Below are 21,212 nucleotides of genomic sequence, written 5' to 3' on the forward strand. Positions count from 1 at the left end.
TTATTTCCTTTATTAATTGGTTAATTTTTATCTTATTATTAAAGATAACAAAAATAATTGTTATTGAATAATTCTATTTATTTATTGTTTGATATAGTTATTTTCTATATCAAAAGGATAAAATTTGTTGAAATTATGCTCTGATTAATGATTGCAGATAATTGAAATCATCACTGATAAGAAGATGTGGGGAGGTTTAATTTTTACGTAGTTTAACGTATTCTTTGATACCATCAAGCATCGCTTTAGCGATCTGATTTTGGAATGCGGCTGTTTTTAGTTTTTTCTCTTCATTGAGGTTACTAATAAAAGCAGTTTCAACTAATATTGAAGGAACGTCAGGCGCTTTTAATACAGCAAATCCAGCCGTTTCAACACGGCTATTATGTAGCGTATTAACATGTTTCATTTTATTTAGAACAGTGCTTCCCAATACCATACTATTGCTTTTAGTAATAGTTTGCACTAAGTCTAAAATCGTATGATCAAGATAATGGTCACCACTACGGCTAACTCCCCCAATTTCATCCGCTTCATTTTGAGTTTGAGCCAAATAATTGGCTGCTGAACTACTTGCACCTTTCGTCGATAGAGCAAAAACCGATGACCCTTTAACATTACGTTTTGTAAAGGCATCAGCATGAATAGAAATGAACAGATCTGCACGTAACGCCCGCGCCTTTTCAACACGAACCCGTAACGGTAAAAACACGTCTTCGTCACGAGTCATATGTACAGTAATATTTTTCTCTTTAACTAGCAGATCACGCAGGCGTCGCGCAATCTGTAATACCACATCTTTTTCTCGAGTTTTATAATAACCGATAGCTCCCGGATCTTCTCCACCATGTCCTGGATCTAAAACGACAACAATTTTATTCCGATCTTTAACAATCGGTTGATTGACCACAGCCGGATCATTATCATCTAAACTACCTTTATTAAATTCTTCTAACAAAGCGACTAATGGATCTTCATCAGCGACATTTTTTTGTACTGGGTAGAGGTCTATTACTAAACGATTTTTAAATTCAGAAATCGGTTTTAACGTAAATAAGTTGGGATTAACATCTTGTTTTAGTTCAATCACAAGTCGGACTGTTTTGGTATTAAATTGCCCCACACGGATTAATTTAATATAAGGATCTTCCGCTTTAACTAACGTTGTTATGCCACGAAATACAGAATTAAGATAAAGATTATCAATATCAATGACCAATCGTCTTGGATTGGTTAACATATACTGTTTATAAGATAATAAGATATTTGATTCTAATGTAACGCGCGTGTAAGTGGATGAAGGCCATACCCGAACCGCCACCATTTGTGCTTGCGCAGCAAAACCGACACGCGTAGCGGATAGCAAGCATACAGCAGCAATACCTTTTATTAAAAGACGTCTGGTCGGGTTAATTGAAGTGGGCATAACATCACATACGAAATTCTAATCATTGTTTTTAATTTATAATATCATAAAACCGATAATGTTAATAATTTAGATATGGATAAGACATTATAAGCCAATGATTAACTCATTTATTTAAAGAATCGCATGGCTAAAACTGATAACTTTATTATAAATTGATTGATTACAGCTTTTATCTGCATCTACTTACATACAGTTACAGCCCAACCTATACCATAAATCCTAATATTATAAGTTGAGCTGTAACCATCGTTTTTTAAAATAAAACTATTACTGCTATTACGTCGTCAATCGTTTGGCTTCAATAACATCTGGTAGTTGTGCTAATTTATTTAATACTCGGTTAAGGGCTTCTTGATTGTTGACTTGTAAATCAATATCCATTGTTGCAATTTGTTGTTTACTATCAAGGCGACTTGAGAGTCCTAGTACATTCACCTTTTCATTAGCCACAATCGTTGTAATATCTCTTAATAATCCACTTCTATCATGAGCGATAACACGCACTATCATAGTATAACTACTGAAACTATCCGTATTCCATGATGCAGCAACAATTCGTTCTGGGGCATGTTGTTTCAATTCAATTAATTGTTCACAATCAGCACGGTGAACAGAAACACCTCGACCCAAAGTAACAAAACCGACAATACTATCGCCGGGAATTGGACGGCAGCATTTAGCCATCGTAATCATGAGATTACCCATACCGGCGATGATGATCTCACTATTATTTTTCTTATTATTTTTACTTTGCGTATTGGATTTCTGAGTAATTTGTTTTAAGGCAGCCTGATCTTCCTCTTCAGCCGTCGGTTTATTAAATTGTGCATTAATATAATTAACTAATTGATTAATGCGAATATCATTACTACCAATGCCCGCGAGTACTTCTTCAAACGTGTGTGCGTTATAGCGTGCGATAAGCAATTTTTCAACGTCCTTGAGAGTTAAGTCTAACGCTGTTAGTTCATTTTCAAGAATATCTTTACCGGCTGCGATATTTTTATCACGATCTTGTTTTTTAAACCAAGCTTGGATTTTAGCTCTAGCCCGACTACTATTAATAAATCCGGCGTTAGGATTTAACCAATCACGACTTGGATTTGGCTGTTTTTGAGTAATGACCTCAATTTCATCACCCATTTTTAATTGATAAGTAAATGGCACAATGCGACCACCAACTTTCGCACCAATACAACGATGCCCTACATCACTATGAATATGATATGCAAAATCTAAAGGTGTTGAGCCGGTTGGTAGATCGACGACATCGCCTTTAGGGGTAAATACATAAACACGATCATCAAAAACCTGACTACGAATTTGCTCTTGAATTTCGCCATTTTCTGACATCTCCTGCTGCCAAGCCAAGAGTTTCCTTAACCACGTGATACGTTGGTCATAGGCAGTCATCTTGTTAGTATTGCCTTCTTTGTATTTCCAATGTGCAGCAACACCTAACTCGGCATCGTTATGCATTTGTTCAGTTCGAATTTGAATTTCAATCGTTTTATATTGTGGTCCATAAATTACGGTATGAATTGATTGATAACCATTTGGTTTAGGATTAGCGACATAATCATCAAACTCTTTAGCAATATGTTTAAATTGGCTATGTACAATTCCTAAGGCTGCATAACAATCTTCAACCTGATCACAGATAATTCTAACGGCTCGAATATCAAATAGTTGTTCAAATGGCAGATGCTTACGTTCCATTTTACGCCAAATACTGTAAATGTGTTTTGGTCGTCCATATACTTCAGCGCGAATATTATCTTGATTCATCATGTTTTGCAGATTTGACACAAAATCATGAATATACCGTTCTCGATCAAGTCGTTTTTCTTTTAATTTCTTCGCGATCGCACGATATTCGTCGGGATGTAAGTAACGGAAACAAAAATCTTCTATCTCCCATTTTAATTGACCTATCCCTAATCGATTAGCTAAAGGCGCATAAATATTAAAACATTCTTTTGCGGCTAAAACCTGCTTTTCTCGAGATTCGTTAATTAACTTACGTAAATAAGTAATGCGTTCTGCTAGTTTAATAATAACACTGCGGTAATCATTCACCATAGCTAATAGCATCCGACGGATACTATCAATTTGTTCAAGCGTTGCTGTACCATTTCGGATAGCACTTAGTTGGCGAATACCTTTCATACGAATAATACTGGTCACTAAATGCAAAATATCACGTTCAAATTCTTCGCTAATATCCTCATGACGCAGAATTTTAATGTCTAAGAAAGGGAAAACCAGTGCAGCACATAAACTATCAATATCCATATTCAAATTGGATAGAATTTCGACCATTTCAATCGCATATTGGAAGCAATAATTTTGTTCGGGCGAACCAGCACTATTTTCAAAACAAAAATCCCATACCGACTTGAATTTTTGATAGCATTTAGGATTGGTTAAACCAACTATTTGTTTAGCCCATTGTTCAACATCAAATTGTTCTAAAGCAATACGTTCATTGCAGTATTGATGTACTTCTCGTATTGAAACCATTTGTTGTGTTCCTCATTTTTTAAACAGTAGCATTGACTCAATGTGTTTAGTTTGTGGAAACATATCCAAAATTGAGGCTTTTACGATTTTATAACCTGCCTGTTTTAATTTTTTACTGTCTCGAACCAATGTTGCTGGATTACAAGAGATATAAACAATATGACTTGGTTGATGAGCAATGATGCTATCCATCACGTGATATGCACCGGCACGCGCTGGGTCGAGCAATATTTTATTTATTTTATTTGTAAACCAAATTGGTTTTTTCGCTACTTCGTCTAGATTACTAACAAAAAAATCTACCTCTGCTAATAAATGCTGCTGATTTATTCTTGTATTGTGTTTAGCTTTTTCTACTAACGTCTGAACTCCTTCAACACCAATCACATGATGACAATGTTGGGCAATAGGAAGCGAAAAATTCCCCATACCACAAAACAGGTCTAATACATGATCAGTCGGTTGTAAATCAAGCCAATTAATTGCTTGATAAATCATCTTACGATTGATTTGAGTATTTACTTGAATAAAGTCTTGTGGACTAAATTCGAGTGTTAAATCATTAATAATATAATAATGATGCTGACTACCACTACAATGCGTTAACGTTTCGCCTAATAAATATAGACTAATTTCGTGTTGTTCCGCAAAGGTAACTAATATTTGCTTATCTTTTTCAATCAACGGCTTAATATGCCGTAAAATAACAATAATACCACTTTCAGTATGAATTAACTCTACATGCCCAAGCGCTTTCTTATCTTTTAAGCGATTTAGACAACTTCTTAACGGAACGATTAACTGTTCCAGTTCTGGTACGAGCACTGGGCAAACGGTAATATTCACAATTTGGTTAGATTCTAATTGCCTAAATCCCATAGCCAATTGATTATTCTGCCACATTAGTGCTAAACGTGCCCGTCGACGATAATGATATGGTTTATCCTCTATCACTTGAATATCGGTAACGGTTAACTCATAATTTGCTTCTTTTTTTAATAAATTAGCAAGTGCTTCTGCCTTAAGGTGGTGTTGCATTTGTGCCGATATATGCTGCATTTCACAGCCACCACACACTTGATAATGCGAACATAACGCAGTTGTTCGAACTGGGCTGGTACTGCAATATTGTGTTACCTTGGCTTTGGCATAATTTTTTCTATCTTCCGTCAGTTTAATTTTAACACGTTCTGACGGTAATGCATTTTTAACAAATACTGTTTTACCTTGATAATGAGCGATGCCTTGTCCAAATGCATCTAATGAATCAATCGTTAATTCAATCGTCCTTGGTGAAACTGTTTTTTTCGGTGGAGAATAAAATAAAACCATAGTACTTCTAATCAACCTACTCGTTCTAATAATGCCTGTTCGACATGTTTAGGTACTAAACGACTAATATCGCCATGATGAATCGCAACTTCTTTAACAATCGTTGAAGAAATAAAACCAGTTACTAATGATGGCATCAAAAATATAGTATCTAAATCCGGTTTTAAATTACGATTCATTTCAGCTAATTGACGCTCATATTCAAAATCGTAAGTTGTCCGTACCCCTCGTACCAATACTGTTGCCCGATGAGCTTTAGCAAAATCAGCCATCAAATTAGCATAACCAATGACTTCGACATTCGGTAAATGTGCTAATGCCGTTTCCGCTAACGCAACGCGCTCATCCAATGTAAAAAAAGTTTTTTTATTAGGGCTTTGGGCTACGGCAACAATTAAATGTGGGAAAAGCAATGCCGAGCGCGTAATTAAATCAATATGACCATTAGTAATTGGATCAAATGTGCCGGGAAATATCGCTGTTAATGCTGTTTTCATTAGTAGACCTGTATAATAACTAAAATTGTCTATCGCATATCATACCAAAATGCACCAAAATTGTTAGCACTTGCAAAATTTTATGATAAATAGATAATCGGTTAACATTTATTGCTAGTTTTGGTATATTGCTCACAATTCATGCTATTTATTTGCACGAATTGTACGATATGATGGAAGAAAATAAGTGCTGTTGGCTTAATAGCTGTTGAGGATGCGAGCCCACTAAGCCATGTGGTATAGCTTGTTGTAACGCTTTATAATAATCCACCCAATACGGTAAAATCTGTTGTGTATCAACATCGTTAAAATTCATGGGATAGCATTGAAAATAGTCTTGACCTTGATGGGTCTTAAATACATGTGTAATTAATTGACTACAATATAACCCGTTACCGGTGGGATGAAAACTGAAATTATAAGGTAAACCTAAACAGGCTTTTGCCCGCACGATAGCTGGTTTGATCAACGATGGGTCATTAATTGTGGCAATAAGATTGCTATCCGCTGCATCCAAAAACGTTTGTAAAGAGCGCAAGATGACACCGTATTTTTGTGTTGCTTCTATAACCTGATCATCACCAATATATAAACCAACGTGATTGATATTATCAATGGCTAATGTCAGGTTATTCTTGCCCGAACGGCTGACTGCATCATTAAACTGATCATTATGATCAAGACTTTGAAAAATAATACAGCCCGCTTGGATATTATTTTTTAGCACGATAACGCCATAGTGTTAGCATGACAATGGTAGCTAACACAAACTTAATTGCATCAACTCCGACAAAAGGTAGATAACCCATTTTTATTGCATCCATTAGACTAATTTGGAAATATCCCGCTAAATAAACGACACCGAATACAAATAGCACTTGATGAGCAACAGCAAAAGCTATAAGACCGGTCAACCAACGACGGTCATAGCCTTTCTCAGCCGCATAACCGGCAATATAAGCACTCACCACGAATCCATATAAGTAACCCGCTGATGGTGATATTAACGCAGCAATGCCACCACTACCATTGGCAAAAACCGGTAATCCTAATGCGCCAACGAATAAATATTGTAATAAAGTTATAGTCGCAAGTTTACGACCTAAAAATGCGCCAACTAATAACACCGCCAGTGATTGTAAGCTAAAAGGAACTGGATAGGTTGGAATACTAATATTAGCCGCAATGGCTAATAGTAATGTCGCAACTGAAGTGGTAAGTAATTTTTGTTGCCAAGAAGACAACGGCACAAGCGTATTAATAAACGGTGAATAATAAGTTAATTGAGCTTTCATAATTAATGACCTGCCTTATGTTAAGAATAATCGTATTTTCAGATCCGCAATATAATGCCGAATAAGATTATTGTAAACTAATTATTATTATTTTTAGTTTACATATGGCACAAATTGAACGGAACAAAATCGAGTTTCCATCTTGACAATTACTTATGAACTAGTATAGTGATACAACGCTAGCGAATCAGGAACCGATAACAATGCCAACCCTTAAACAACTGCAACATAGCATACATTATCACAATGACCCCACCGAGATTTTCAATCAACTTTGTGCCCAACGAACAGCAACGTTACTATTAGAATCGGCAGAGATCGATAATAAGCAAGGTATTAAAAGTGTCATGATTATTGATGCTGCACTAAGAATTACCGCTTCGAATAACCAAGTAACCATTGTTGCACTGACTGAAAATGGTGCATCATTGTTACCACTATTAGCGCAATCCTTTAAACAAGGGGTGGACAAGATTCTAGAAACTGAAAAGCAAACGCTAATACTTAATTTTACGCAAATTAATAATGATCTAGATGAAGATTCACGCTTAAAATCGTTATCTGTATTTGATGCCTTACGCCATATTCTCAACGTTGTAAAATTACCAGCCGAGGCTTCCCCCGATGCGATCTTATTGGGTGGACTATTTGGTTATGATTTAGTGGCTGGATTTGAAGATTTACCGCAACTACCTAGCGAACAATGCTGTCAGGATTTTTGCTTTTATCTTGCCGAAACCTTATTAGAAATCAACCATAAAAACGCCACTGCCATATTAAAAGCTAGTTTATTTACAACGAACCAAGCCGAAGATCAACGTTTAACTCAACGTTTACAGCAACTTAGTCAACAGCTTGCACAACCTTTGCAGCCCATACCTGTGCAAACGTTAACTGACATTACCGTTGCTTGTAATTTAAGTGATGATGACTTTAAAACTATCGTCAAAAAAATGCAGGACGCTATCCAACAAGGCGAAATATTTCAATCAGTACCATCGCGTCGTTTTACCCTACCTTGTCCAAATCCTTTAGCCGCTTATCATACCTTAAAACAACAAAATCCTAGCCCCTATATGTTCTATATGCAGGATCAAGATTTCATCTTATTTGGTGCATCACCAGAAAGCGCCTTAAAGTATACTAAAGCAACCAATCAAGTCGAAATCTATCCCATCGCGGGAACTCGGCCTCGTGGTTTAAAAGCTAATGGTGAAATTGATTATGATTTAGATAGTCGTTTAGAGCTCGAAATGCGCACCGATAAAAAAGAGTTAGCGGAACACTTGATGCTTGTCGATTTAGCACGTAATGATTTAGCCCGTATTTGTGAACCTGGTAGTCGATATACAAAAGAACTGTTAAAAGTTGATAGATATTCACACGTGATGCACCTAATTTCTCGTATTGTTGGGCAGTTACGTGGTGATTTAGATGCGCTACATGCCTATCAAGCCACGATGAATATGGGAACATTAACCGGTGCACCAAAAGTCCGAGCCATGCAGTTAATCGCCGAATCAGAAAAAACGAAACGTGGTAGCTATGGCGGTGCTATCGGCTATTTCACCGCTAACGGTGATTTAGATACCTGTATTGTGATCCGAAGTGCCTATGTTGAGAATGGCATTGCAACCGTCCAAGCCGGTGCCGGCGTTGTATTAGATTCCAATCCACAAGCAGAATCCGATGAGTCACGCAACAAAGCACGTGCCGTTATTCGCGCTATCGCTCAAGCGCATCATGTTACGGGAGAATTCTAATGGCTAATATTCTATTCCTAGATAATATTGACTCATTCACCTACAATTTAGTCGATCAATTACGCTATAGTGGACATCAAGTTATTATTTATCGTAATACTTTACCTGCTGATGTCATCATTAATAAACTGGCCTTATTAGACAATCCCATATTATTTTTATCACCAGGTCCAGGCACACCAAGCCAAGCCGGTTGTATGCCTGAACTATTAAAGCGTTTAAAAGGGAAATTACCTATTATCGGTATTTGTCTTGGACATCAAGCCATTGTTGAATCTTATGGTGGATCGATCGTCCCCGCCGGAGATATCCTGCACGGGAAAGCATCGTTAATTAAACATGACGGAAAATATATGTTTAATAATTTACCTAATCCGTTACCTGTTGCACGTTATCATTCTCTAAAAGGAGAAAATATTCCCGATTCGTTAACCATTAATGCAATGTTTGATAATATCGTAATGGCGGTAAGAAACAATCAAGATCGCGTATACGGTTTTCAATTCCATCCCGAATCGATTTTAACTATCAATGGTGCGCAGTTACTTAATCAGACGATTGAATGTGCTTTAGCTGATCCACAAATTTCAAAACAACCGTCGGTTATGAGTGAAAAAACGGCTGCCCAAACCAGTGAACGACTAGTGCAACCAATCCTTAATAAACTCTATCAAGGGCTAATCTTAGAACAATCCGAAAGTGAAATATTATTTAGCCAAATAATTCAAGGTAAATTGGAAGCAACCAAACTGGCTACCGCCATAATAAGTATGAAAGTACGAGGTGAAACACCACAAGAAATTGCAGGGGCAGCTAACGCTTTACTACGCCATGCTGATCCCTTTGTTGCGCCAGAATATGACTTTACCGATATTGTGGGAACAGGTGGTGATGGTACGAACAGTATTAATATCTCTACTGCCAGTACGTTTGTTGCGGCCGCGTTAGGCTTCAAGGTTGCTAAACATGGTAACCGTGGTGTATCAAGTAAGTCAGGCTCATCTGATGTACTAGCTGCGTTAGGCATTAAATTAAATATGTCAGCTGAAACCGCTCGTCAAGCATTAGATGAACTCGGTGTTTGCTTTTTATTTGCTCAACAATATCACTCAGGTTTTCGTTATGCAGCACCGATCCGTCAACAACTAAAAACTCGCACTATATTTAATATTCTTGGTCCACTAATAAATCCAGCCAAACCGAAACGAATTTTACTGGGTGTTTATGATCGTGGCTTACTAAAACCGATAGCCGAAACATTATGCATGCTAGGCTATAAGCATGCCATTGTCGTACATGGTTCAGGAATGGATGAAGTCGCGATACATGGCACAACCTATGTTGCTGAAGTCATCGATGGTGTAATCGATTATTATGAAATTAATCCAGAAGATTTTGGCTTAACAACGTATACGTTAAAAGATATCGAAGGCGGAACCCCCGAACAAAACCGGGATATGTTAGTTGATATTTTGCAAGGTCATGGTAAACCAGCTCATGAAGCGGCTATTGCCGTTAATGTAGCAATGTTAATGAAGCTATTTGATCATAATGATTTAAAAGCCAATGCAGCTAAAGCTATTACAATGATGCATTCTGGTCAACCTTATCAACTCCTAACTGCATTGGCACAACGAGGTTAATGATGGCAATTGAATCACTAAAAAATAATGTTGCGATGGCAACAGTACTAAAAAAAATTGTTACCGATAAAGTAAATTGGGTCGAACAACGGAAACAAACACAACCGCTGGCAAGTTTCAAAACACAATTACAACCAAGCGATCGTTGTTTCTACCAAGCACTGACCGATCAACATAGCGTTTTTATTTTAGAATGCAAAAAAGCCTCTCCATCAAAAGGGCTAATTCGTGCTGATTTTGATCCGGCAATGATTGCCAAAACCTATGCCCCATACGCTAATGCCATATCTGTATTAACCGATGAGACCTATTTTCAAGGCAGTTTTGATTTCTTACCGATTGTCCGACAGCATACCCAACAACCAATTTTATGTAAGGATTTCATCATTGATGAATATCAAATCTATTTAGCCCGCTACTATCAAGCTGATGCCATATTGTTAATGTTATCAGTGTTAACTGACGATGAGTATCAAAGGCTTAGCCAATTAGCTCATCAGTTTAATATGGGAATATTAACCGAAGCGAGTACGCCAGAAGAAGTGGAACGTGCGATAAAATTAAATGCTAAAGTGATCGGTATAAATAATCGAGATCTACGAGATTTATCAGTTGATCTTAATCGAGTTAAAAATCTATCCGCGTCAATTCCTGCTGATCGAATTGTGATCAGCGAGTCAGGTATTCATACCCATTCTCAAATTTTATCATTGAGCCAACATGCACACGGTTTTTTAATTGGTAGCGCCTTAATGGCAGAATCTAATCTTGAATTAGCTATTCGCAAAGTTATATTTGGTGAAAATAAGGTGTGTGGTTTGACGCAAAAAAATGATGCGTTAGTCGCCTACCAAGCCGGAGCCGTTTATGGCGGTTTAATTTTCGTTAAAACCTCCCCGCGGTATATTGACCCCAATCAAGCACGAATAGTAATGTCTGCTGCGAAACTCAATTGGGTCGGTGTATTTAGAAATGAGAATCCAAACTACATCACCGAGGTAGCTAAGACACTCAAATTATACGCTGTACAATTACATGGGAACGAAGATCAAAACTATATTCAACAATTAGCCAAATTACTTCCTTCCACTTGTCAAATTTGGCAAGCATTAAGCATTAACCATACCATTCCTGACTATAATAATCCTCTAATTTCCCGCTATATTTTTGATAATGGAGAAGGAGGCAGTGGTCAATCATTTAACTGGCAACTGTTAGCGAACAAAAATCTTAGTAACGTATTATTAGCAGGGGGTATTAATCCCGATAATGCGATCACAGCTATTCAAACCGGCGTGGCGGGATTAGATATTAATTCCGGTGTAGAAATATCCGCAGGTCACAAGGATCCGCAAAAACTAACAACTTTATTTGCACGCTTAAGAGGTTATCCTTATTCATAAGCTCATTTTATAAAATTAATTTCACAGTAATTGCAATGATACTGTTTAAAAGGAAAACATAATGGCAAAATTAAATCCTTATTTTGGCGAATTTGGTGGACAATATGTACCACAGATTCTCATTCCGGTACTTGATAATCTAGAACAAGCATTTTTATCTGCCAAGGATGATCCTGCTTTTCAACAAGAGTTTCAGGATCTTCTTAAAAACTATGCAGGACGCCCAACACCATTAACATTGTGCCGAAATCTAACGGCAGGTAGTAAAACTAAACTCTATCTAAAACGGGAAGATTTGGTACATGGTGGGGCTCATAAAACAAACCAAGTTCTCGGTCAAGCATTACTCGCCAAACGTATGGGAAAAACTGAAATTATTGCCGAAACAGGTGCTGGTCAACATGGTGTTGCCTCTGCATTAGCCTGCGCATTATTAGGGTTAAAATGCCGAATCTATATGGGTGAGAAAGATGTGCAACGTCAAGCACCTAACGTTTTTAGGATGCGCTTAATGGGTGCGACCGTTATTCCTGTTACAACAGGCAGTGCAACCTTAAAAGATGCGTGTAATGAGGCGCTACGCGATTGGTCTGGTAGCTATGAACGCGCTCATTATATGCTCGGCACCGCAGCAGGACCGCATCCTTTCCCTACCATTGTCCGTGAATTCCAACAAATGATCAGTGCCGAAGCTAAACAACAAATCCAAGAGAAGGAAGGTCGATTACCTGATGCCGTCATTGCTTGTGTTGGCGGTGGTTCAAATGCTATCGGGATGTTTGCCAATTTTATTGACGAAAAAAATGTACAATTAATTGGTGTTGAACCGGCAGGACACGGTATTGAAACAGGTCAACATGGCGCTTCGTTAAAACATGGAAAACTTGGTATTTATTTTGGTATGAAATCACCGATGATGCAAACCGAGGAAGGGCAAATCGAAGAATCCTATTCTATCTCTGCCGGATTAGATTTTCCATCAGTTGGTCCGCAACATGCTTATCTTGATAGTATTGGTCGAGCACAATATGTATCGATTACAGATGATGAAGCATTAGATGCATTTAAGGCATTATCACGTAATGAGGGGATCATACCTGCACTAGAATCCTCGCATGCGCTTGCCTATGCCTTAAAGTTAATAAAAAATAATCCAGAAAAAGAACAAATTCTGATCGTCAATTTGTCAGGCAGGGGAGATAAAGATATCTTTACTGTATACGATATTCTAAAAGCAAGAGGGGAAATCGCATGAGTCATGTAACGCCATCTAACCGCTATCAAAAACTCTTTGCCGAACTGGCACAACAACAACGTGGTGCATTTGTTCCCTTCGTGGCAATAGGGGATCCTACTCCTGAATTATCACTTGATATAATTGATACTCTCGTTACTGCTGGTGCTGATGCGCTAGAATTGGGGATACCATTTTCCGATCCACTTGCCGATGGCCCTACTATTCAAGATGCCAACCTGCGTGCTTTTGCTGGTGGCATTAATGTCGCGAAGTGCTTTGAAATATTAACACAGATCCGTCAACGACATCCGACCATTCCAATTGGTTTATTAATCTATGCTAATTTAGTATTCAAAGCTGGCATTGAGAATTTTTATGCTCGTTGTGCAAAGGCAGGCATTGATTCGGTATTGATTGCGGACGTACCTTTGTCAGAATCGGCACCATTCCGACAAGCGGCTATTAAATATAACATTGCACCGATTTTTATCTGCCCACCTAATGCCGATGATGATGTGATAAAAGCCATTGCAGAAAATGGACAAGGCTATACTTATTTGGTTTCCCGTGCTGGCGTTACCGGCACTGAAAACAAAGCGGATAAGCCACTGACACATTTATTAACAAAGCTAAAACAATATAACGCACCGCCGGCTATTCAAGGTTTTGGTATCTCAACCCCGCAACAGGTTAAGGAAGCTATTCAAGCTGGAGCATCTGGCGCCATAGCAGGATCTGCGACAGTCAAAATCATCGCTGAAAATCAATCCAATCCAACTTTACTGCGCCAAAAATTAACACAGTTTGTGAGCACGATGAAAACCGCAACGAAGAGGGATGGCTAAGTCCTAAATTTTAGTTAGTTAACTCGATGCTATAAGTGCATTTTAAGTACAACTAACTTTTCAGGTGAATACATTGAGATGCTATTAAAGTAAAAGGGGGAATGAAATACCCCCCTTTACTATTAATTTCAGTTATTAATTTCAGTTATTCATTTAACTTAGCATTTTCAATTGATATTATTAAGATAATAACTTAGATTTGACAACCACTGATACACTAACTTCATTCTCTTGACAGACAACTAATTGTTTATCTTCGCTATTCTGGGCATGTTCAATAGCAAGCGCAACGGCTGTGAAATAACCGCAGTTGCCGGTATGACCAATCGTATTATCTAAATGATAAATATTTTTAAGCGTTGTACCTTGTTCATTTAATGTTGTCGCAATCTTTGGGATAAGCTCCGGTTCAATATGACTATACCAAATCGTATTCAATTCAGCCTCTTCTTTTGCTCCCCAAAGAACACCATTATGAATAACTTTATCAAGTTCTTGCCCTATTTCAGGTCGATGTAAACTAACCAATGGTATTGCCTGTGATTTAATAGCTTGTTTAACTAACGGTTTTGAAAGTAAACTCTCACTGGCCAGTAATAATGCACTAAAGGCCTCCCCTTCTTTTTCCTGTGGGAAATCAAATAAATGCAAAGAAACAACCAACAGCAGCGCTTCATTTTCATCATCAATCCATGTATCAATGAACTGACTGCTTTGTGCTGGATCAATAAAGCCAATACTAGCAAATTGATAAGTGGAAAACTGTTTTTTCCATAATGCTTGTAAATGTTTTTGATCTAATTGTGAATCAAGGCAAAATCGAACATGAAGTGGATACTTATGCCAAGGTTCATCAAGAAAAGCAGCGATTTGTTTATAAAACCGTTCTAATAAATAGCTTACCCGAATATCAATGGCAGAGGATTTAATGGGCTCTTCCAGTGCCAACTTAGCATGTAAGATAGCTTGAGTTCCTTGTAAAGGCTCCTTACTTTGAAGAAAAGCCCCTTCTTGGGTAATTTTACGAGCGGTATCTTGATACCCTTGTTCTGTGTAAAGTCCGTTGAAAATAACATATAAAGGCTGCTGACCGAGTTCAGTCATTTGAGCATATTGTGTATCATATAATTTATTCCAACCAATGGTATATCTTTTAAGATTTTGCACGCAATATAACCAAAAACTGGAAACGACAGCCCAAAATAACAAAGGAATAAACACAATCCCGCCCAAAAACCAATTATTTGATATAGTATGATTAATACTTATAAAAAAAGTAATTGTTGTTCCAATTATTACAAAAACAACCAACAATAAAGGCCATATCCACCAATGAGGGAATTTAGGTAAGGTTTTTCTTTCAGGAAGTAATGCAAAATCAATGGCCACCTTATTTAATCCCCACATTAGATAATGAAGTAAATAATACACAGCCACATCCAGCATGATGACCTTCAAGAGCTATAGGTTTTCCTTGATCTTTCATTCGACTATCGCCTTCAATAATAGCGGTAACACCATGCCCTTTTTTCGGACAACTGACTAAATCACCTACTCGCGCAACACCTTTACCTTTAACTATCATAGTCGTTGATGCTGAGATCACCTTTCCACCATGATCCGTGCTATCACCAAGTCTAATGACATATCGCATTCTTTCTCCTTATTGTTTACTTATTATTGCTGTTTTTATCTTTAAGACACTTCCCGAAGAAGACTATTCCTACCAATAATTAACGTTAATTTTTTTATAACGCATTCTCATTAATTCTAAAAATCAGATTTTTATTTACTCATGCGGATTTCTATCAGAAAGCGGAATAACATAATACCAATTACACCAACGTTTATATTCACAACTTTTTAATACTATTAATTCATTTAATACTATTAATTCAATCTACCACGATCTTGGTTAGCATAAAAATAAATTGTTAATAGCCATTATGTTAGCTAGAAGACGCCCATTTATAAGTTAGGCTCACCCCTTCGATTGACTCCAATTTACGTTTACTTAAGATTCGATAACGATGAATACCATCTATTAATCCTTCTGTTGTGACTTCTTTGGGATAACCAAAGCGTTTATATACCGTTGGATCTTTCATCCAGTCTGGAACATTTTTCACATAATAAGTAATGTATACTTTACGCTCTTTGTTACCATTATCGCTATTAAGAACATCTTCAATTATATTGGCAGAGTTTACTACTATCCGCCCAAAACAAAAATTAGTTTGATCATTAAAATCGTCAAAATATTGTCGACCTAAATTAGTGAGATTATAACGGTAGATAGGTTTACCCCAACTTCTTGCCACTTGCTCCTCGGTAAATAAACCGAATTGACTAAATAAATGCAAATTTTCATTTGTTAAACGATTAAGATGTGCTTCTTGATTTTTGGGTGAAAGGGGCTGAAATTCGCCCTCCATATAATGGATGGTATAGGGATACATTGATTTCGAGATATTCCCCACTATTAAGCAAATTGCTTTATTGCCAGATGGGTTATTTTTATCATAAAGTCTCTGAATTTTTTCTTCATATGGATAAGTATCGAAAAAAGAGAAATATAATGCCATTATTAACATTAAGCCAACTGATAATCGTTTTATCATCTACCGCTCCTTTGTTAATTATTAGTATAGTATTAAGCCAATGAGGATGATGAAATGTCTTTATTTCCTACGTTTTTCATTTGACCAATAATTTATTGACTTCGCAACTACATTTTTATTAGTAAGCACACTTATCCAAAAAATTAAAAATGATAATTGTAAAGCTTAATCAACTGATTGCTGAGTTTTTTAATCTTCATCATCGTTTGAAGATGCCCATTGATATCTTCTATTCACACCTGCAATTGACTTTAATTTTCCTTTACCTAATACTCGATAACTATGAAATCCTTCAAACGACTCTCCTGTTGCAACTTCTTTTGGATAACGAAAAAGCTGATACACTGCCGGCTCTTTTACCCAGTCCGGGATATTCTCCACATGATAGGTAATATACACATCACGCTCTTTTCCTCCCCCGACTCCATTAGTAACATCTTTAGTCCGAATAATAGAGTCCACCACTATCCGACCAAAACAGAAATTTGTCTCACCCAATCCCCAGTCAACATATTGTCGACCTAAATCGGTTAAATCATAACGATATAGCGGTTTACCATCAGTCTCACCTACCCATTCCTCGGTAAAAAATCCCCGTTCAGCAAAGAAGTGCAAAGTTTCGTTTTTTAAACGATTATAAAAGGGTTTTAGTCTATCATTTGAATAGGGCAATTCCTCCCCTTCTATATGATAGGTAGTATAAGGGTACATGTCTCGTTTAATATCTCCAACCATCATACAAATCGCTTTATTGCCTGACTGATTATTCCGGTCATAAATCTTTTGAATATCTGTCTTATAGGGATACGAATCACATCCGGTTAACCCCAATACTATTACCCCCCATAATGCTATTACCCATCGTTTATTCATCTTTTATCCTCTCCCATTAATCTTTTTTATAGTGGTAAGTCAGTAAGTACGGTATTATTTGCTGACCATTTTCATCTTGCTCTCCATTTGGCCAATAATTAATAGCTACCTCAACTTCATGGTCACCCTTGATTTGGCCAATACACTGCTTAATTACAAATAACCCTGTCTGAGAATCATTTGTAGGGTTTTCATTCTCTGGCGACGGTGTATAGGAGCCGGCAGGTCTGCCCTGTTGCTAAAGACACATTAAAGCTTCAGCATTCTACGACCGAATGCTGACAGATGAGTATCGTTACCAAAGACATTAAAAAAGATAATAGTAATGCTTAATCGACTGATTGCTGAGTTTTTTCATCTTTATTTTTTTTGCTTGAAGATGCCCATTGATATCTTCTATTCACACCTGCAATTGACTTTAATTTTCCTTTACCTAATACTCGATAACTATGAAATCCTTCAAACGACTCCCCCGTTGCAACTTCTTTTGGATAACGAAAAAGCTGATACACTGCCGGCTCTTTTACCCAATCAGGAATATTCTCCACATGATAGGTGATATACACATCACGGATTGTACCTCCCCCTATACCGTTTATACCATCTTTAGTTCGTTTTATAGAATCCACCACTATCCGACCAAAACAGAAATTTGTCTCACCCAATCCCCAGTCAACATATTGGCGACCTAAATCGGTTAGGTTATAACGATATAGCGGTTTACCATCAGTTTCCCCTACCCATTCCTCGGTAAAAAAGCCTCGTTCAGCAAAAAAGTGTAGAGTTTCATTTTTTAAACGATTAAAATATGCTCTTTGTGTTTTTGATGAAAAAGGCAAATATTCCCCTTCCATATAATAAATAGTATAAGGGTACATGTCTCGTTTAATATCACCAACCATCATACAAATCGCTTTATTGCCTGACTGATTATTCCGGTCATAAATCTTTTGAATATCTGCCTTATAGGGATACGAGTCACACCCGGTTAACCCTAATACTATTACCCCCCATAATGCTATCACCCATCGTTTATTCATCTTTTATCCTCTCCCATTAATCTTTTCTATAGTGGTAAGTCAGTAAGTACGGCGTTATATCCTGACCATTTTCATCTTGCTCTCCATTTGGCCAATAATTAATAGCAACCTCAACTTCATGGTCCCCCTTGATTTGGCCAACACACTGCTTAATTAAAAATAACCCTATCTGTGAATCATTTGTAGGGCTTTCACTCTCTGACGACGGTGTAGAGACAGGTAAAGACTGCCCAGCTGCCAGACTCATTAACGCATTCCATTGCTGTTCATCATTGCTCACCTCTTTTACTTCATTATCATCAAAACCATAATATTCTTTTTTTCCGTCTAGGGATTCTTTAATTATCGGCTTTAAGTTAGCCATTTCTTTAGTCGGAGTGATCTCTAAATTCTGTTCACCATGTTTTATATTCAGAGTGTCCACTTGTCCACTATCTAATGTCGTAACCGTTATTGTTCCCTCAAACCATCCATTTTTCTTATTAAAATCCGGTAATCTAAGGTCTAAATAAAGATCATAATCGGTATTTATAAAATCATACCAACTTGAATCAGTCTCAACCTTACAAACACCTCCTTTTACCGCCAGATAAAAATCCTGCTGTGATAACTTCATGCAAATCGGTGTCGGTAAGTAATAAAGCGGATATTTATTTTTATGGTCATAATTACCCAACATACTGCGGTTTAACCACTTATCCAACTCATCCCAATCACTTCCATCACTGTAGTAAATCGACTCAATTATCGCCGCACATGCCACTATCACTACTGCCGCTATCTGCCCATAAAGCGGAAGCTTATTAATAGCAACACTCACAACAAAATTTATAAAACTCGTTACCAAATACACGCCTGCCCCAGTATTCCCATCACGATAACTTGAAATTGCTTGCCCGAATGATATCGCCGAATCGATAATCGCAACTATACTAATTGCTTTACTTAATAAATCTGCTCTTTTTATGACTAAATAGAAACTAAACCTTGAACTTAAATATAAATCTAATTTCCCTAACGATGCTAAATTAGCAAACCTCGCTACCACATCCACTGCATTTAAGACTATTAAGGCTTTACTCGTATATATTCTAAATTGTACTGCCATTTTCATTGCCGGGTCATTTATCGTATCAAGCTGACTTTCTAAATTCTTTAATGTTTGCATCTGGAAGTAGACTGTTATTCCGCTTAATAACATTGTTGTCAAGCTGCTGATTGTTCTAATAAGAGGTGCATTGCGTTTATTGCGCGACAATGCTTTCGACAATTTTTCTATATCTTCACTATCGTATACGGTATCACTCATCTCTATGATATAAGGTCTGAGTTCATTCATCTTCGACTTCGCCGGGCGCCCACCAGTGCGATGCAATATCGATTCAAAATTCTGTTGCTCTTCCGCTGAATTAAAAAACGCTAACAGACTTACTTTCACTTTATCCCGGTTAATACTTCGGCTATTAGCATTTTCTACCTGCCAAATACCGTCAATATTTTTACTAACTTGTAGCGTTTGACCTCCATTGGTTCTCATCTCTGAATTGAAAAAGAACGGCATCAATTCATGCATATTTTTCATATATTTGTTCAAGGCTCTGACTGTCATCTTCACTTCATATTGCAAAATACGCTCATTTGGGTTTCCCGTAAATAAATTCATTACCGTTAGAAAATGTTCACGTACCATTAATTCGTTCAGTCTGACAGCATGCCTTGATGCTCTTATCACCCCGTCAACACTAGTGTTAAGCCATTTTTTCAGCAGTATCTCCAATACGGTATCTGTCTGAGATTCCGTTTCTGATATCATTTTTTCTTTTTGTGCTGTTATTGTATCCTTCACCGTGTTGAAAATAGTCTCGTTCGATATTACGCCGTCAGATTGCTGCTCCTCAGAAAGCGATTCACTCGCTTGCCTTTCCCGCATATTGTTAACTACTTTTCGGAAATAAAATTCCTCTTCATCCGCTATCGGTGATACGGTTGATTCGGTATCACCCAATAGGTAAAAATAAATCGACTGCTTATTTTCAAACAACATCGCCCATAGTGCGGATTGGATTGGCAATTCCATATTACCAACACTACCACTATCAAATATTTGTAACACGTTTAATAAAAAACTAATATGCATATCAGAGCAGTTCGGCAAGACTTCATTACGCCAGAAAAATAAGCTGTTTAACGTCTCCGGTAGCGCTTCTTTCTTCGCTCCGTCCTCCACTTGATAGTATTGTTTATCTTCTCCCCATAACCAAATCAGATAGTGATAATAATCTTGTGAGCTTTCATTTACATATTGATATAAAGACTGATAACCCGATTTTTCTAACGCTTCAAAATTTTCAATGGACGGCTGATTCAGTCGTTTTTGATGCTTATCCCAGTTATCCGCCACCGTTTTGTCGCCCAATTTATCTTTATAAGCACTTAAATTGTAAAAATGCACCACCATAACGCTGTTAACCTGGTTCGCTTCTTTACTGGTATGCGATTGATGATAGTGTGAAAGTAAAGCTGTTTGTTGTGCCTCACTTAAAGTAATGCTTCTATAATCCCCAAAGCCATTATTATTCTCAGTTTTAGGAATGGATAAACCATACAAACTTAAACGCTGACATAATAAATAATGATTGATACATTAAAGCGTCAGCATTCTACGACCGAATGCTGACAGACGAGTATCGTTACCAAAGATATAAAAAAAG

The 21,212-nt window shown here is 37.2% G+C and carries 17 protein-coding genes; 5 read left to right on the forward strand and 12 right to left on the reverse strand.

Features of this window, described 5'->3' with window-relative positions; translation table 11 throughout:
• Positions 1–196: 196 nt before the first annotated feature.
• The 6 genes from FPB0191_RS11355 to FPB0191_RS11380 all read right to left on the reverse strand — a co-directional run bounded on the left by FPB0191_RS11355 (position 197) and on the right by FPB0191_RS11380 (position 7,076).
• Positions 197–1,426: an N-acetylmuramoyl-L-alanine amidase gene (locus FPB0191_RS11355; protein WP_039106252.1), complete on the reverse strand. Its 1,230-nt coding sequence runs from the start codon at positions 1,424–1,426 to the stop codon at positions 197–199.
• 279 nt (positions 1,427–1,705) lie between these two features.
• Positions 1,706–3,952 carry a GTP diphosphokinase gene (gene relA / locus FPB0191_RS11360; RefSeq protein WP_039106254.1) on the reverse strand — a complete coding sequence of 749 codons (2,247 nt, stop codon included), beginning with the start codon at positions 3,950–3,952 and terminating at the stop codon, positions 1,706–1,708.
• A gap of 12 nt (positions 3,953–3,964) precedes the next feature.
• Positions 3,965–5,284 (reverse strand): 23S rRNA (uracil(1939)-C(5))-methyltransferase RlmD, encoded by a 1,320-nt coding sequence (rlmD, locus tag FPB0191_RS11365; RefSeq protein WP_039106256.1) that lies wholly within the window; start codon positions 5,282–5,284, stop codon positions 3,965–3,967.
• An 11-nt stretch (positions 5,285–5,295) separates the two neighbouring features.
• A complete protein-coding gene (gene coaD / locus FPB0191_RS11370; protein WP_039106259.1) occupies positions 5,296–5,781 on the reverse strand; it encodes a pantetheine-phosphate adenylyltransferase in 486 nt (161 codons plus the stop codon).
• A gap of 148 nt (positions 5,782–5,929) precedes the next feature.
• Positions 5,930–6,508, reverse strand: a complete 579-nt coding sequence (locus FPB0191_RS11375; RefSeq protein ID WP_039106260.1) for a YiiX/YebB-like N1pC/P60 family cysteine hydrolase — start codon at positions 6,506–6,508, stop codon at positions 5,930–5,932.
• The gene (locus FPB0191_RS11380) at positions 6,495–7,076 is read right to left on the reverse strand and encodes a biotin transporter BioY (protein WP_052236964.1); all 582 of its coding nucleotides are present in this window, start codon (positions 7,074–7,076) and stop codon (positions 6,495–6,497) included. The genes FPB0191_RS11375 and FPB0191_RS11380 overlap by 14 nt, the downstream gene beginning before the upstream one ends.
• Positions 7,077–7,279: 203 nt before the next feature.
• Between FPB0191_RS11380 and FPB0191_RS11385 the strand changes: the two genes are divergently transcribed.
• The 5 genes from FPB0191_RS11385 to trpA all read left to right on the forward strand — a co-directional run bounded on the left by FPB0191_RS11385 (position 7,280) and on the right by trpA (position 13,967).
• On the forward strand, positions 7,280–8,839 hold the full coding sequence (locus FPB0191_RS11385) for an anthranilate synthase component 1 (RefSeq protein ID WP_039106262.1): 1,560 nt from the start codon (positions 7,280–7,282) through the stop codon (positions 8,837–8,839).
• Positions 8,839–10,482, forward strand: coding sequence for a bifunctional anthranilate synthase glutamate amidotransferase component TrpG/anthranilate phosphoribosyltransferase TrpD (trpD, locus tag FPB0191_RS11390; protein WP_039106265.1), 1,644 nt, complete (start codon positions 8,839–8,841; stop codon positions 10,480–10,482). Before FPB0191_RS11385 ends, trpD begins: the two co-directional genes overlap by 1 nt.
• A gap of 2 nt (positions 10,483–10,484) precedes the next feature.
• Positions 10,485–11,885, forward strand: coding sequence for a bifunctional indole-3-glycerol-phosphate synthase TrpC/phosphoribosylanthranilate isomerase TrpF (gene trpCF / locus FPB0191_RS11395; RefSeq protein ID WP_162485190.1), 1,401 nt, complete (start codon positions 10,485–10,487; stop codon positions 11,883–11,885).
• 61 nt (positions 11,886–11,946) lie between these two features.
• Positions 11,947–13,140 (forward strand): tryptophan synthase subunit beta, encoded by a 1,194-nt coding sequence (gene trpB, locus FPB0191_RS11400; protein WP_039106272.1) that lies wholly within the window; start codon positions 11,947–11,949, stop codon positions 13,138–13,140.
• Entirely contained in the window at positions 13,137–13,967 is an 831-nt protein-coding gene (gene trpA / locus FPB0191_RS11405; protein WP_039106273.1) for a tryptophan synthase subunit alpha, read from the forward strand. The genes trpB and trpA overlap by 4 nt, the downstream gene beginning before the upstream one ends.
• A 180-nt stretch (positions 13,968–14,147) precedes the next feature.
• Here trpA and FPB0191_RS11410 read toward each other — a convergent pair whose 3' ends face one another.
• From FPB0191_RS11410 to FPB0191_RS11435, 6 genes are all read right to left on the reverse strand, one after another.
• Positions 14,148–15,356 (reverse strand): hypothetical protein, encoded by a 1,209-nt coding sequence (locus FPB0191_RS11410; RefSeq protein ID WP_146202379.1) that lies wholly within the window; start codon positions 15,354–15,356, stop codon positions 14,148–14,150.
• A 1-nt stretch (position 15,357) separates the two neighbouring features.
• Positions 15,358–15,621, reverse strand: a complete 264-nt coding sequence (locus FPB0191_RS11415; RefSeq protein WP_039106276.1) for a PAAR domain-containing protein — start codon at positions 15,619–15,621, stop codon at positions 15,358–15,360.
• A 295-nt stretch (positions 15,622–15,916) separates the two neighbouring features.
• Complete coding sequence (locus FPB0191_RS11420; RefSeq protein ID WP_039106280.1) at positions 15,917–16,588, reverse strand: hypothetical protein; 672 nt, start codon at positions 16,586–16,588, stop codon at positions 15,917–15,919.
• Between the two features lie 189 nt (positions 16,589–16,777).
• The gene (locus FPB0191_RS11425; RefSeq protein WP_039106282.1) at positions 16,778–17,461 is read right to left on the reverse strand and encodes a hypothetical protein; all 684 of its coding nucleotides are present in this window, start codon (positions 17,459–17,461) and stop codon (positions 16,778–16,780) included.
• A 329-nt stretch (positions 17,462–17,790) separates the two neighbouring features.
• A complete protein-coding gene (locus FPB0191_RS11430) occupies positions 17,791–18,501 on the reverse strand; it encodes a hypothetical protein (protein ID WP_039106283.1) in 711 nt (236 codons plus the stop codon).
• Positions 18,502–18,517: 16 nt separating this feature from the next.
• Positions 18,518–21,109: a hypothetical protein gene (locus FPB0191_RS11435; RefSeq protein WP_162485179.1), complete on the reverse strand. Its 2,592-nt coding sequence runs from the start codon at positions 21,107–21,109 to the stop codon at positions 18,518–18,520.
• Between the last annotated feature and the right edge of the window lie 103 nt (positions 21,110–21,212).

It is taken from the genome of Frischella perrara, assembly GCF_000807275.1.
GTDB lineage: Bacteria > Pseudomonadota > Gammaproteobacteria > Enterobacterales > Orbaceae > Frischella > Frischella perrara.